This is a genomic window from Serpentinimonas sp. SSL01 (assembly GCF_056323735.1).
This window is the reverse complement of the sequence record NZ_CM150487.1, coordinates 1,035,359-1,049,556: the sequence shown is the minus strand read 5'-3', so window position 1 is coordinate 1,049,556 and position 14,198 is coordinate 1,035,359. Positions and strand designations below refer to the sequence as shown.

At 65.8% G+C, this 14,198-nt stretch carries 8 protein-coding genes; 6 read left to right on the top strand and 2 right to left on the bottom strand.

Annotated elements, in window-relative coordinates:
- Window positions 1-6: 6 nt before the first annotated feature.
- Window positions 7-630, bottom strand: coding sequence for a response regulator transcription factor (locus tag ACVMK0_RS05020; protein WP_476464516.1), 624 nt, complete (start codon window positions 628-630; stop codon window positions 7-9).
- 55 nt (window positions 631-685) lie between these two features.
- Complete coding sequence (locus tag ACVMK0_RS05015; RefSeq protein WP_476464515.1) at window positions 686-3,196, bottom strand: PAS domain-containing sensor histidine kinase; 2,511 nt, start codon at window positions 3,194-3,196, stop codon at window positions 686-688.
- A 219-nt stretch (window positions 3,197-3,415) separates the two neighbouring features.
- Here ACVMK0_RS05015 and aceE point away from each other — a divergent pair, with 219 nt between their 5' ends.
- The 6 genes from aceE to ACVMK0_RS04985 all read left to right on the top strand — a co-directional run bounded on the left by aceE (window position 3,416) and on the right by ACVMK0_RS04985 (window position 14,186).
- A complete protein-coding gene (gene aceE, locus ACVMK0_RS05010) occupies window positions 3,416-6,136 on the top strand; it encodes a pyruvate dehydrogenase (acetyl-transferring), homodimeric type (protein WP_476464514.1) in 2,721 nt (906 codons plus the stop codon).
- A gap of 21 nt (window positions 6,137-6,157) precedes the next feature.
- Entirely contained in the window at window positions 6,158-7,528 is a 1,371-nt protein-coding gene (gene aceF, locus ACVMK0_RS05005) for a dihydrolipoyllysine-residue acetyltransferase (RefSeq protein ID WP_476464513.1), read from the top strand.
- A gap of 12 nt (window positions 7,529-7,540) precedes the next feature.
- Window positions 7,541-9,379 (top strand): dihydrolipoyl dehydrogenase, encoded by a 1,839-nt coding sequence (lpdA, locus tag ACVMK0_RS05000; RefSeq protein WP_250959917.1) that lies wholly within the window; start codon window positions 7,541-7,543, stop codon window positions 9,377-9,379.
- Window positions 9,380-9,497: 118 nt separating this feature from the next.
- Complete coding sequence (locus ACVMK0_RS04995; RefSeq protein ID WP_476464512.1) at window positions 9,498-11,006, top strand: amidase; 1,509 nt, start codon at window positions 9,498-9,500, stop codon at window positions 11,004-11,006.
- Window positions 11,007-11,387: 381 nt separating this feature from the next.
- Window positions 11,388-12,683, top strand: coding sequence for a hypothetical protein (locus ACVMK0_RS04990; RefSeq protein ID WP_250959919.1), 1,296 nt, complete (start codon window positions 11,388-11,390; stop codon window positions 12,681-12,683).
- A gap of 3 nt (window positions 12,684-12,686) precedes the next feature.
- Window positions 12,687-14,186, top strand: coding sequence for a hypothetical protein (locus ACVMK0_RS04985; protein WP_250959920.1), 1,500 nt, complete (start codon window positions 12,687-12,689; stop codon window positions 14,184-14,186).
- The last annotated feature ends 12 nt before the right edge of the window (window positions 14,187-14,198 follow it).

The window sequence follows — 14,198 nt, the reverse complement described above, 5'->3', positions numbered from 1 at the left end:
AAGGGGTTAGGCTTTGGCGCCCGGGGCCAAGGCGATTTTGAGCAGATCGGCAACCTTGTTGACGCCGAGCTTTTCCATGATGTTGGCGCGGTGCGCCTCCACCGTTTTGATGCTGATGTTGAGGTCGTCGGCGATCTGCTTGTTGAGCCGCCCGGCCACGATGCGCTCGAGCACCTGCGATTCGCGCCCGGTGAGCCGGGCCATCAGGGCTTCGCGGCTGGCGGCTTGCTGGTGGTCGGCAAAGGCGGTGCGCGCCGTCTCGAGCATGCGATCGACCAAGGCCATGAGCTGCTGCTCGTTGAAGGGTTTTTGGATGAAATCGAGCGCGCCTTTTTTCATCGTCTGCACCGCCATGGGCACGTCGCCGTGGCCGGTGATGAAGACGATCGGCAAGGGGGAGTGGCGTTCGAGCAGCCGGTCTTGCAGCTCCATGCCGGTCATGCCGCCCATGCGGATGTCGGCCACTAGGCAGGCCACTTCGCGCGGGTCGTAGCGGCTTAAAAAAGCCTCGGCGGACTCGAAGCAACGCACCCGGTAGTCTTTGCCCTCGAGCAGCCACTGCAGCGAGTCGCGCACCGCCTCATCGTCATCGACCACGTAAACCAAACCGCGCTTAGCCATCACACTCATTTGTCGCCTTCATTGGGTAGGCATAGGCCCGGCGGCGGGCCCTGGCCTGGGTGCATCAGGATTTGAGCGCAGTCAGCGAGGGGAGCCAGAAGCTGAACTCACAACCCATGATTTCCTGCCCATTGTAGAGGTTGTGCGCCTCGAGCCGACCGTGGTGCGATTCGACGATCGAGCGGCACAGCTTGAGCCCGATCCCCATGCCCTCGGCCTTGGTGCTGTAAAAGGCCTCGTAGATGCGTTCGAGTCGTTCCGGCGGGATGCCGCGGCCGTTGTCGCGCACGCTGAACTCCACCACCGGCAGGCCCTCGACGTGGCGCGGCGTCACGCACAGCTCCACCTGGCGCTGCCCCACGGGGCGCTGCGCCTGCATGATGGCTTCGCCGGCGTTTTTGAGCAAGTTGATGAGCACCTGCTCGATCAAGATCGGGTCCACCAGCAGCTGCGGCAGGCGCGCCGCCACGTAGGTGTTGAGACGCACCAGGTGGCGGCGCAGATCGATTTCGGCCAGTTCCACGGCGTTGGCCACCATCTGCGCCGCGTCCGAGGGGATCGGGGTGGGTTCGCTGCGTTTGACGAAGGCGCGGATGCGCTGGATGATCTGGCCGGCGCGCTGGGCCTGTTTGGCGGTTTTTTGCAGCACCTCGAGCAGCTCGGCCTCGCTGATCTGCTGCTGCTGCAAGCGCGCGATCATGCCGCTGCTGTAGTTGTTGATGGCGGTCAGGGGCTGGTTGAGCTCGTGCGCCACGCTCGAGGCCATCTCGCCCATGGTGATCAGGCGGCTGGCGGCCTCGGCGCGCTCTTGCTGCAGGGCGGCTTGCTGCTCGGCGCGCCGGCGCGCCGTGATGTCGGAGGCGATCACCATCTGCACCAGCCGGCCATCGACCCAGGTCAGGTAGCGCGAGCGCACCTCCAGCCACTTGTTGAGGGCGTCGAGGAACAGCTCGGCGTGGTCGGTGGTGGCCTCAAACAGGGTGTCGGTGGGCAAGCCCGCTAGGCCGTCGGACTGGTGGTCCTCGCCATCCGGGCGGGTGGCGCTGCTGCGCTGGCTCAACTGGATCAGCTGCCGGTGCCCTTCGGCGGTCGAGCCGAACCAGGTCTGATACATGCGGTTGGCAAACAGCAGTTCGGTGCTGTTCAAGGGCGCCACCGACACCGCTTGGTCGAGCGTGTCGAGCACGGTGGTGAAGCGCCGGTACGAGGCCCCGAGCTCTTCGCGCACGCGCTTGGGTTCGCTGATGTCGGTCATCGACGTCATCCAGCCGGTCTGCTGGCCCTGCGAGTCGATCAGCGGCGAGACGTACATGCGGGCATAAAAAGTGCCGCCGTCTTTGCGCTGCACGGGCATCTCGAAGCCCCCGGCGTTGGTGCGGCCGCTGAGCTCGTCGTCGAGCCGGGCGTGCAGGTTTTCCACATGGGCGGCGGGCCAGTAGGGGAAGGGGGCTTGCGCACCCACCAAGTCGGCCTCGTTCCAGCCGGTCATCGAACAAAAAGCCGGGTTCACGTAGGTGATGCGGCCATTGAGGTCGAGCGCGCGCATGCCGGTGAGCATGGAGTTTTCCATGGCGCGGCGAAACAGCGTCTCGGACTGCAGGGCACGCTGCGCCTGCAGCCGGCGCCGGGTGTGGCGCAGGTTGGTGAGCAGCATCCAGATGGTTAGCAGGCTGAGCGAGCCGACAACCCAGAAAAATCCTTCGCCGGCGGCATCGCGGCTGATGCGGTAGCTGGTGGCGCGCAGCTGCAAGTGCGGGCCCACGGGCGTGACCGCCAGCTGGGCGCTGCGCGGCTGCCCAGTCCAAGGCAACCACGGCAAGCCCTCTGGGTCGAGCTCGTGCGTGCTGCCGGCCACCACGTTGCCGTTCAAATCGACCAGCGCCAGCGCGTAGCGGGTGCGGACATCGCCAGGCACCCCCAACCGCAGCAGCATTTCGAGCGAATACTCGACCATCAGAGTGCCCTGAAAGCTGCCAAAGTGCGTCAGCGGCAGCAGCAACAGCAGGCGCGAGTCGGGCCCCGGGCCACCCAGCGGGCGACTGAAGTGTGGCTGCAGGGTGGTGCGCGCCACACCCAGCGCGCCCTCGGTGTCGACATCCAAAACCGGCTGGCCGGCGCTGCGGTTGAGCAGCGCCGGTGCCTGCACGGCCGCGTGGGCCGATACCACTTGGTCGCGCGCATCGAGCCAAGTCAGCGCCAGCAGCTCGGGAAAGCGCCCGGCCAGCAGCTCGGCTTCGAGGCCAAACAGCTGGGGGCTGAGTTCACCGCCGACGACCTCTGCGGCCATGCGCTGCAAGGGCTCGTGCGGCTCGAGCAAGCGCAGCCGCAGGCGCTGCTGCGCGTACTCGACGTCGCGCGTCACCTCTTGCTGCTCGCGTTGCGCCTCGAGCCGGGTGAAGTAGGTGAACGCCGAGGCGATGGCGGCCAAAAAAAGCAGCACCGAGATCAGGGGCACGATGCTGACCATCCGGTCTTGGTGCGCCGGGCTCAGGCCCTGCCACCAGCGCTGCCAGCGCCGCCAAGGGCGCCAGCGCGCGCGGAGCGAAGCGATCAGGGAGCTGGGTGTGCTTGTCATTGGCTCCAAGTCTATGGGAAAACCCGCATCGGATGGGGCTTGCTCGCTGGTTTGCACGCGGACACAATTTCATAATACAAAAAGTTAATCTGTATCTTGAAAAATTCCACAAACTCTGCCACACTTCGTTCGAGGTGGCGCGCGCCTGTGTCACCATAAACCCGTCGGTGCCCGCCGCGCTCGTGCGCACCACAGTGGCCCACAAACAGGAGACGCCGCATGTCCGAACCCCTGCCACCCTCCCAGAGCGTGCTCAGCGCGCCCGACCTCGACGCCCAAGAAACCCGCGAATGGCTCGACGCCCTCACAGCGGTGATCGAGCGCGAGGGCCCCGAGCGCGCCCACTTTTTGCTCGAGCAGCTGCTCGAAGAAGCGCGCGAGCACAGCGTGGACCTGCCGTTTTCGGCCACCACCGGTTACGTCAACACCATCGAGCCGGGCGAAGAAGCGCCCAGCCCCGGCAAGCTGGCGCTCGAGGGGCGGCTGCGCGCCTACATGCGCTGGAACGCGATGGCGATGGTGGTCAAGGCGAACCGGCTCGACCCGGCCGACGGCGGCGATTTGGGTGGCCACATCAGTTCCTTCCAGTCGATGGCGCACATGCTGGCGGCGGGTTTCAACCACTTCTGGCACGCCGACGACACCGACAGCGGCGGCAGCCACGGCGGCGATCTGCTCTACATGCAGGGCCACAGCGCGCCCGGCATCTACGCCCGCGCCTTCATGGAAGGGCGCATCAGCGAGGAGCAACTGCTCAACTTCCGCCAAGAGGTCGATGGCAAGGGCCTGTCGAGCTACCCGCACCCCAAGCTGATGCCCGATTTTTGGCAGTTCCCGACCGTGAGCATGGGGCTGGGGCCGCTGATGGCGATCTACCAGGCGCGTTTTCTCAAGTACCTGCACGCGCGCGGCATTGCCGACACGGCGCGGCGCAAGGTCTGGGCCTTTTGTGGCGACGGCGAGATGGACGAGCCCGAAAGCCTGGGCGCGATCGGGCTGGCGGCGCGCGAAGGGCTGGACAACCTGATCTTTGTCGTCAACTGCAACCTGCAGCGCCTCGACGGCCCGGTGCGCGGCAACGGCAAGATCATCCAAGAGCTCGAGGGCGAGTTTCGCGGCTCGGGCTGGAACGTGATCAAGCTGCTCTGGGGCCGCCAGTGGGACGAGCTGCTGGCGCGCGACAAAGACGGCGCCCTGCGCAAGATCATGATGGAGACGCTGGACGGCGACTACCAGGCCTTCAAGGCCAACGACGGCGCCTTTGTGCGCAAAAACTTCTTTGGCCGCGACCCCCGCGCGCTCGAGCTGGTGGCCAAGATGAGCGACGCCGATGTGGCGGCGCTGCGCCGTGGCGGCCACGACGCCTCCAAGGTCTATGCCGCCTTCCACCGCGCCCAGCACCACCAGGGCCAGCCCACGGTGCTGCTGGTCAAAACCGTCAAGGGCTACGGCATGGGCAAGGCCGGCGAGGGCAAGAACACCGCGCACCAGACCAAGAAGCTCAGCGACGAAGACATCCGCACCTTCCGCGACCGCTTCAACATCCCCATCCCCGACAGCGAGCTGCCGAAAATCCCGTTTTACAAGCCGGCCGACGACACGCCCGAGATGCGCTACCTGCACGAGCGCCGCCAAGCGCTGGGCGGCTACCTGCCCAAGCGGCGCGCGCGCAGCAGCGAGCAGTTCACCGTGCCGGCGCTCGAAACCTTCAAGGCGGTGCTCGAGCCCACCGCCGAGGGGCGCGAGATTTCCACCACCCAGGCCTATGTGCGCTTCCTCACGCAGCTGCTGCGCGATGCGGCGCTGGGGCCGCGCGTGGTGCCGATCTTGGTCGATGAGGCGCGCACCTTTGGCATGGAGGGGCTGTTTCGCCAGATCGGCATCTACAACCCCAAAGGCCAGCTCTACACCCCGGTGGACAAAGACCAGGTGATGTACTACCGCGAAGACAAGGCCGGGCAGATCCTGCAAGAGGGCATCAACGAAGCCGGCGGCATGGCGAGCTGGATCGCGGCGGCCACGTCGTACAGCACCAACAACCGCATCATGGTGCCGTTCTACATCTACTACTCGATGTTTGGCTTTCAGCGCATCGGCGATTTGGCTTGGGCGGCGGGCGATATGCAGGCGCGCGGCTTTTTGCTCGGCGGCACCAGCGGGCGCACCACGCTCAACGGCGAGGGCTTGCAGCACGAAGACGGGCACAGCCAGATTTTGGCCGGCACCATCCCCAACTGCATCAGCTACGACCCGAGCTTTGCGCACGAGGTGGCGGTGATCCTGCACCACGGACTCAAGCGCATGGTCGAGCGCCAAGAGAACGTGTTTTACTACCTCACGCTGCTGAACGAAAACTACCCCATGCCGGGCCTAGCCCCCGGCACCGAGGAGCAGATCCTCAAAGGCATGTACCTGTGCCAAGAAGGCCCGAAGCTCACGCCGCGGGTGCAGCTGCTGGGCAGCGGCTCTATACTGCGCGAAAGCCTGTTTGCGCAGCGCCTGCTGGAGCAAGACTGGGGCGTGGCGGCCAACGTCTGGAGCTGCCCGAGCTTCAACGAGCTGGCGCGCGAGGGCCAAGACTGCGAGCGCTGGAACCTGTTGCATCCCACCGAGGCGCCGCGGCAGGCGTTCGTGACGCAGCAGCTGGCCGCGCACACCGGCCCGGTGGTGGCCGCGACCGACTACATGAAAGCCTACGCCGAGCAGATTCGGGCCTTCATCCCCAAAGGGCGCAGCTACAAGGTGCTGGGCACCGACGGCTTTGGCCGCAGCGATTTTCGCAGCAAGCTGCGCCAGCACTTTGAGGTCAACCGCCACTACATCGTGGTCGCCGCGCTCAAGGGCTTGGCCGAGGAGGGCGCTTTGCCCGCCGCCAAAGTGGCCGAAGCGATCGCCAAATACGGCATCGACGCCAACAAGATCAACCCCTTGCACGCCTGAAGCGCGCGAAAGGCATTCATCATGGCAATGATCGAAGTCAAAGTCCCCGACATCGGCGACTTCACAGACGTGGCGGTGATCGAGCTGCTGGTCAAAGTAGGCGACCGCGTGAAGGCCGAGCAGTCGCTGGTCACGGTCGAGAGCGACAAGGCGTCGATGGAAATCCCGTGCTCGCACGCCGGCGTGGTGCGCGCGCTCAGGGTGGCGCTGGGCGACAAGGTGAACATCGGCTCGGTGCTGCTGGAGCTGGAAGCCGAGGGTGCGCTGGAGCCGGCTGCTGCCGCTGCTGCTGCGCCTGCTTCCGCTGCGCCCGCTGCTGCGGCGGTGGTGGCCGTGCCCGTGGCCGTCGTGCCGGCAGCGGCGCAAGCCGCGCAGCCCAGCGTGCCTGCGCCTGCGCCTTCAACTGCCCCGGCCGCTGCGCCCACGCAAGCCACCGCCGCGCTGCCCCATGCCTCGCCGTCGGTGCGCAAGTTTGCGCGCGAGCTCGGCGTGCCGCTGGCCGAGGTCAGCGGCAGCGGCCTCAAGGGCCGCATCACGCTGGCCGACGTGCAAGCCTTCAGCCGCGCCGTCATGGCCGGGCAGCAGCACACCCTAGCGGGCCGGGCGGCCTTGGCGGGCAGCGGCGCCGGTGGTGGTGGTGCTTCTGCTTCTGGCAGCGAGCTGGGCCTGATCCCATGGCCCAAGGTGGACTTTGCCAAGTTTGGCCCCATCGAGCGCAAAGAGCTGGGGCGGATCAAGAAAATCAGCGCCGCCAACCTGCTGCGCAACGCCGTCATGATCCCGGCCGTCACCAACCACGACGACGCCGACATCACCGAACTCGAGGCCTTTCGCGTCGCCACCAACCGCGAGCACGAAAAATCGGGCGTCAAAGTCACCATGCTGGCCTTCCTCATCAAGGCCTGCGTGGCGGCGCTGAAAAAATTCCCCGACTTCAACAGCAGCCTCGACGGCGACGCGCTGATCGTCAAAAACTACTGGCACATCGGCTTTGCCGCCGACACGCCCAACGGCCTGATGGTGCCGGTGCTCAAAAACGCCGACCAAAAAGGGGTGCTGCAAATCAGCCTAGAGATGGCCGAACTGGCCAAAAAAGCGCGCGACGGCAAGCTCAGCCCGGCCGAAATGAGCGGCGCCACCTTCACCATCTCGAGCTTGGGCGGCATCGGCGGGCGCTACTTCACACCCATCATCAACGCCCCCGAAGTCGCCATTTTGGGTGTCTGCAAAAGCCAGCTGAGCCCGGTCTGGAACGGCACGGCATTTGAGCCGCGGCTGCTGCTGCCTTTGAGCCTGACCTGGGACCACCGCGTCATCGACGGCGCCGCGGCGGCGCGCTTCAACGCCTATCTGGGCCAGATTCTGGCCGACTTCCGCCGCGTGCTGCTCTAAAGGATGCGCCCCATGACTACCCTAAACATCCAAGTGCCCGACATCGGCGACTTCGACGAAGTGGCGGTGATCGAGCTGCTGGTCAAGCCGGGCGATGCCGTCAAGGCCGAGCAAAGCCTGATCACGGTCGAGTCCGACAAGGCCTCGATGGAAATCCCGTCCTCGCACGCCGGCGTGGTCAAAGAGCTCAAGGTCAAGCTCGGCGACAAGGTGCGGCAGGGCTCGGTGGTGCTGGTGCTCGAGGTCGAGGGGGCTGCGGCCCAGAGCGCTCAGCCAGCCGCGCCTGCAACCCCAGCCCCGGTCGCGGCCTCTGTTGCGCCTAGCCCGGCCCCGGCCCTAAGCATTCAAACCCCCACCGCAGCGCAAAACACTGCCAGCGCCGAGTTCGACTGCGACCTGCTGGTGCTGGGCTCGGGCCCGGGTGGCTACTCGGCCGCTTTTCGGGCTGCCGATCTGGGCCTCAAGGTGGTGCTGGTCGAGCGCTACGCCCAGCTCGGCGGGGTCTGCCTAAACGTGGGCTGCATCCCCTCCAAGGCCTTGCTGCACGTGGCGGCGGTGCTCGAAGAAGCCAGCCATCTGGGCGCGCTCGGGGTCGAATTTGCCGCCCCCACGGTGAGCGTGGACAAGCTGCGCGCGCACAAAGACAAGGTCATCGGCAAGCTCACCGGTGGCCTGGGTGCCATGGCCAAAATGCGCAAGGTCGAGATCGTGCGCGGCTACGGTGCCTTCGTCGGTCCGCACCAGATCGAAGTGGAGGAAACCCACGGCAGCGGCCAAGCGCAGACCGGCAGCAAAAAACGGCTGTCGTTCAAGCGCTGCATCATCGCCGTGGGCTCGCAGGCCGTGCGCCTGCCCTTCATGCCAGACGATGCGCGGGTGGTTGACAGCACCGGCGCGCTGGCGCTGCCAGGCGTGCCCAAAAAGATGCTGATCATCGGCGGCGGCATCATCGGCCTCGAGATGGGCACGGTCTATTCGGCGCTGGGCGCGCGGCTGGATGTGGTCGAGATGCTCGACGGCCTGATGCCGGGCGCCGACCGCGATCTGGTCAAGGTCTGGGAGAAGATGAACCAAGGGCGCTTCGACCGCATCTTGCTCAAAACCAAAACCGTGGGCGCGCAAGCCACACCCGAGGGCATACGGGTGCAGTTCGAGGGCGCAGACGGCAGCCCAAGCGAAGGCCTGTACGACTTGGTGCTGCAAGCCGTGGGCCGCGCACCCAACGGCAAAAAGATCGCCGCCGAGCGCGCCGGCGTGGCCGTGAACGGGCGCGGCTTCATCGAAGTCGATGCGCAGATGCGCAGCAACGTGCCCCACATCTTCGCCATCGGCGACGTGGTCGGCCAACCGATGCTGGCGCACAAGGCGGTGCACGAGGCGCACGTGGCGGCCGAGGTGGTGGCGGGCGAATTGCTGGGCCGCGCCGATCTGGCGCGCGCGGCTTTCGATGCCCGCGTGATCCCCAGCGTGGCCTACACCGACCCCGAGCTGGCTTGGGTGGGCCTGACCGAAGAGCAGGCCAAGGCGCAGGGCATCGCGGTGCGCAAGGGCTTGTTTCCGTGGAGCGCTTCCGGGCGCGCCTTGGCCAACGGCTGCGAGCAGGGCTTCACCAAGCTGCTGTTCGACGACCGCCCCGAAGCCGCTGGCCACGGCCGCATCTTGGGCGGCGGCATCGTCGGGCGCCACGCCGGCGATTTGATCGGCGAAGTCGCGCTGGCGATCGAAATGGGCGCCGACGCCATAGACATCGGCAAAACCATCCACCCGCACCCCACGCTGGGCGAGTCTGTCGGTCTGGCGGCCGAAGCCGCGCACGGCAGTTGCACCGATTTGCCGCCGCAGCGCCGCTAGGGGTGGTGGTGGCCTAGGGGCTGCGGCTTGGCGTGGTGCCGCTGCTGCCTTGCTTCGCCGTGCGGGTGCAGGTCAGCCGCCGGTTTTTTTGTTGTGCAGATCCAAGGAAGAACCGACCATGCCCAGCTTTGCCGACTACGACCAGCACGACGCCCTTGGCTTAGCCGAACTGGTGCGCCAGGGCGCGGTGAGCGCGCGCGATTTGCTCGACGAAGCCATCCGCCGCCGCGACGCGCTCAACCCGCAGCTCAATGCGGTGGTGCTGAATATGGACGAACTGGCCTGGCGTGCCATCGAGGCCGGGTTGCCGCAGGGGCCGTTCACAGGCGTGCCGTTCTTGCTCAAAGACCTGCTCGCTGCCTACGCCGGCGTGCCGCTCACGCACGGCAGCCGCGCCTTGCGGCACTACGTGCCAGATGACGACAGCGAAATGGTGCGGCGCTTCAAGGCCGCTGGGCTGGTGATTTTTGGCAAGACCAGTTGCCCCGAAAACGGCTACTTGGGCAGCACCGAATCCAAGCTGCACGGCATCACGCGCAACCCTTGGGATTTGCAGCGCTCGGCGGGTGGCTCCAGTGGTGGCTCTGGGGCGGCGGTGGCGGCGCGCATCGTCCCCATGGCCAGCGGCGGCGACGGCGGCGGTTCGCTGCGCATCCCGGCTGCGGCCTGCGGCGTGGTGGGGCTCAAGCCCTCGCGCGGGCGCAACCCCTACGGGCCGCTGGTGGGCGAGCCTTGGTTCGGGCAGGTGCAAGAGGGCGTCATCTCCTTAAGTGTGCGCGACAGCGCTGCCGCGCTCGACGCCACCAGCGGCCCAGACTTGGGCTGCCCCTACACCGCGCCGGTGCCGGCGCGGCCCTTTTTGCAGGAAGTGACGCAGCCGCCGGGCAGGCTGCGCATCGCTTGGTGCGAGCAACCCCTGATGCGCTCGGGCGAGCTCAGCGCCGAATGCCGCCGCGCCTTGCAGCAAACGGTGGCGCAGTTGCAGGCCCTCGGGCACGAGCTGGTGCAGGCGCAGCCGCCGATCGACCACCACGTGGTGGGCCCAGCCTACCTGTTGCGCGTGATGTGCGCCGCCGCCACCGATCTGCGCGAAGCGCGCCGCCTGCTGGGCCGGCGCTTGCGACCAGACGACTTCGAGCCCGCTACTTGGTTGCTGGCGCGCTTTGGCGAATCCCTATCCAGCGCCCGGCTTGAGCTGGTGGCGCGCGACCTGCATCGGCAGCGCTACCTGTTCGAGCGCTTCATGCAGGGTTTCGACGTGTTCCTCACGCCCACGCTGGCCAAGCCCCCGGTGCCGCACGGCGAATTCCAGTTGCGCGGACTCGACCAGTTCGCCGCCACCTTGGCCACCTACACCGGCTTGGGGCCGCTGACGCGGCTGCTCGACAGCTTGTTGCCCACCTTGGTGCAAAAAAACTTCGACTGGGTCGCCGCCCCGCCGCTGGCCAACCTCACCGGCAACCCCAGCCTCTCGCTGCCCTTGCAGCACAGCAGCACCGGGCTGCCGATCGGCCTGATGTTCACCGCCCGCTACCTCGACGAAGCCTGCCTGCTGCGGCTGGCCGGCCAATTGGAGCGCGAACTGCCCTGGCGCCAGCGGCGGCCGCCATTGCTGGCGGCGGTTTGACCTCCCGTTTTTAGCTTCGCTAGCGGATCATTCCCCTATTTTTTTCTTGCATAATCTGCGCACATAAACGCTTGTGTAGGGATGCGATCCGTGTGGAAATTCGACGACGGTTCAGAGTGGCAGCAAGATCCAGAAGGTTTGAGCTTTGCGCTCAAGAAGCTGGGTGGAACCGCTGTTGCGAAGCCCACGGCCCTGCCCCTCATGCCCTTGTTGGGAGCCAAGCGCCAGCACTGCGCACAGGGTGCACAAGTTTCATTTCTACCCAAGCAGTTTGATCATTGCCCTGCGTGTGGGGCGCCCCTTCCCAAAGCGTCGCCCGATCCCAACCCGGTTTGGTTGGGGCCGTATGGTGGCATCAACAACACCCGCACCACGCCCAGGGTGCTGGACCAATACCCCACCAACCCCACGGCGCAAGAGCAAAACAGCAGCGAAGCCGCAGCCGCCGTCGCCCAAGCGCCTGTGCCCAACCCTTTTGGGGCTGACTCGCGCAAGATGCGGTTTCTGGTGGCGCGCCTGGGGGGGCAGCAGCGCATGTTGTTTGCCATCCATGCCAGCGAAGGCGAATTTGCAGTCTGCAACTTGGCTGTGGCACAACCTGTTTGGCACAAGCTCGGGGGGCATTTGGGTGCCGCAGACCTGCCCGAATGGGCTTTGGGTCTGGCCACCAACTGCGCCGAAAGCCACGTGGCGCTGCCCGCTGAGGGTGGCTTGGCTTGGGTGGCGCTAGACTGGAGCAGCTTTGAGCTCAAGTCGGAAATCGCGCCTGGGCGCTGCCTCTCGGGCCCAGCCGTTTTGCCCAAAGCTGGCGCCCACGACGAACCCGCGCCCAGCGATCTGCTGTGCGCACCTTTGCGCAAAAAGAGCGGCGCAGCGGTGTTGCTCTGGCGCACCAGCGGTTCCGAGGCACACTGGAACGAGCTGCCCATACCCGATTTTCCGGCCGATGTGCACGCGCTGGGCTTGGCGCAGCGCGTGCGCGCGCGCCACCTGGCTTGGCCGGGGCGCAGTGGGCGCTTGCTGGTAGAGCACTTGGGCAATCAAGCGCCGGCAGTGAGCTGGCAGCCTTGGCCCAGCGGCCTGAGCGGGCTGCCCGAACTCGGGCCAGCTTGGCTCAATGATGGCCGGGCCTGGCAAAGTTGCAAAGGCAGCCGCACCTCTGCAGCCAGCGGCAAACCCGAGCCCTACATCTGTTTGGTCAACCTGCACACCCTAGAGCAGGGCAACGATTGCGAGCAAGGTGAAATGCTCTCAACTGGCTACGCCTCTTTTAGCCGATTTTTCAACCATTGGCTGCAGCCCATCGAGAACTCAAGCCACGAAGCCGAGCAGGCGCAGTTGCGTCTGCCCTTGCTGCAATTTGCCAAAAAATCATCCGGTGCCCCCGACCCCAGGGGCTTGGTGTTGTGGGCGCGCATTGAATCCGGCTCCAATACCCTCACTGACATCAACCCAGAGGTCTTGGACCGCACGCACAACCCGGGCTTGCGCTTCGACCTCGAGCTTGCAGGCAAAGACTTGGGTGCCAGCAAATTGCCTCTGCCCACAGGGGTGGCAGAATTGAAGGCAGCACGCTTGGCGCAACTGCAGGTGTGCTACCACGACAAGCACCTCTGGCTTTATGTGCCCGGCAGTGGGCAACTGTTGCGCTGGCGTTTGCCCCTTGCACCCGACTAAGCCATGCAGCACGTATTTAATTTTGCTCGAGTGTGGGTGCTGCTGGCAGGGCTGCTCGGCGTGCAAGCGCTGTGGGCGCAGCAACCAGTGCGGCAGATCGTTTTGATGCAAAACTCGGGCTGGATGCTGCCCTTTTACGAAGACCCACAAGACCGTTTTCGCACGGCAGTGGCCGACTTGGCGCAGCGCCTGCAGCCCTATAGCTCCGAACTGGTGCTGGCCAGCTTCAACCAGACCGAGGGCAGCAACCTTTCGCCGCTGTTGCATTACCGCGGGCGTGACGCCGCAGCGCTGCGCCAAGCAGCGGCGGCGGTGCAACTGGCGCGCCGCCCCGGCAGCCGCGCCTTGGCCAATACCGATTTTCGCGAAGCCTTGGTCGGCGCAATCCAGCAATTTACGCCCGGCGAGCCGGCGGTGGTCTGGATCGTGACCAACAACCGCAACAGCCCCGACAACAGCCCCGACACCCTGCGCAAAAACCGCGAGTTCTACCTGTTTTTGCAAAACACCGCCGAAATCAAACGCATCGTCGCTTTGCCGCTGCCGCTGCCCGTGGTCAGTCGCAGTCGGCCCAACTACCGCGCCAACGGGCTGATGATCTACGGGCTGGCCTACGGCGCCGCCGCCGATGCGCTGCTGCAACGCCTGCTAGACGGCCAGCGCGTGTTTGGCCAAGCCCCCTTGGCGCGGCTCAAGCCCCTCAACGCCCAAGCCCTGACCTTCGTGCCCACGGCGGTGGAGCCGCCCGAGGCCCGAGCGCGGCTGGCCAGCGATGGCAAAACCTTGGTGCTCGAGCTCGCTGCCGCCCAGCGCCCGAGCTCGGTGCGCGTACAAGGCCATTTTCGCAACGATTTTTACCCTTTCGACATACAAAGCGCCAACCTAGCCCTAGAGCTGCATGGCTTTGAGCACCAGGGCCAAAAGCGCCTGAGCGCCGCAGTGTCGGTGGACCGGATCAGTGCATTGGCAGTCGGGGCAGCGTCAGCGCCCGTGCTGGTGGACCTGCAAATCCCACCCATGCCATCGATGTTTGCGCTGCAGGTGTTGCTGGGGCGCGAGCACCAATTGCCCGGTGTGCTGCGCTTTGAGCTCAGCCAGCAGCAGCTAGTGCTGGCGCCCGATTTTGTGCGCACCATGAACGAGCTGTTTCCGGGCGACCCCTTGCCCGACCTCTTTGTTCCGGGCGAGCAAGCACGGCTTTCGGTCACGGATCAGCCCGTGGTCATTCAGGTGACCTACCCCTCGTGGCCGCTGCTGCTGCTCTTGGGTGCGGTGCTGTTTGTCCTGCTGCTGCTGGCAGTTGTGTTTTGGCTGCTGCAAAAGAGCCGCAAATACAGTGTCAGCATCGATGGCCACCCGTTTGAGTGCCGCCTCAAACCCTTTGGCAGTGCTGTACTGCGCAACGCACAAGGCGAAACCATCGGGCGCTTGCGCCGCCGCCCCTTGCAACCAGCGGCCGAGCTCGAACCCAAATACAAACACATCCAAGTCACCATCCGTTAACCCCAACCAGAG

Excerpts from the sequence above, each read along its gene's own strand:
- ACVMK0_RS04995 (WP_476464512.1), top strand. The coding sequence starts at position 9,498 with ATGCCCAGCTTTGCCGACTACGACCAGCACGACGCCCTTGGCTTAGCC.
- ACVMK0_RS05020 (WP_476464516.1), bottom strand. The coding sequence starts at position 630 with ATGAGTGTGATGGCTAAGCGCGGTTTGGTTTACGTGGTCGATGACGAT.
- aceF (WP_476464513.1), top strand. The coding sequence starts at position 6,158 with ATGGCAATGATCGAAGTCAAAGTCCCCGACATCGGCGACTTCACAGAC.
- lpdA (WP_250959917.1), top strand. The coding sequence starts at position 7,541 with ATGACTACCCTAAACATCCAAGTGCCCGACATCGGCGACTTCGACGAA.
- ACVMK0_RS04985 (WP_250959920.1), top strand. The coding sequence starts at position 12,687 with ATGCAGCACGTATTTAATTTTGCTCGAGTGTGGGTGCTGCTGGCAGGG.
- ACVMK0_RS05015 (WP_476464515.1), bottom strand. The coding sequence starts at position 3,196 with ATGACAAGCACACCCAGCTCCCTGATCGCTTCGCTCCGCGCGCGCTGG.
- aceE (WP_476464514.1), top strand. The coding sequence starts at position 3,416 with ATGTCCGAACCCCTGCCACCCTCCCAGAGCGTGCTCAGCGCGCCCGAC.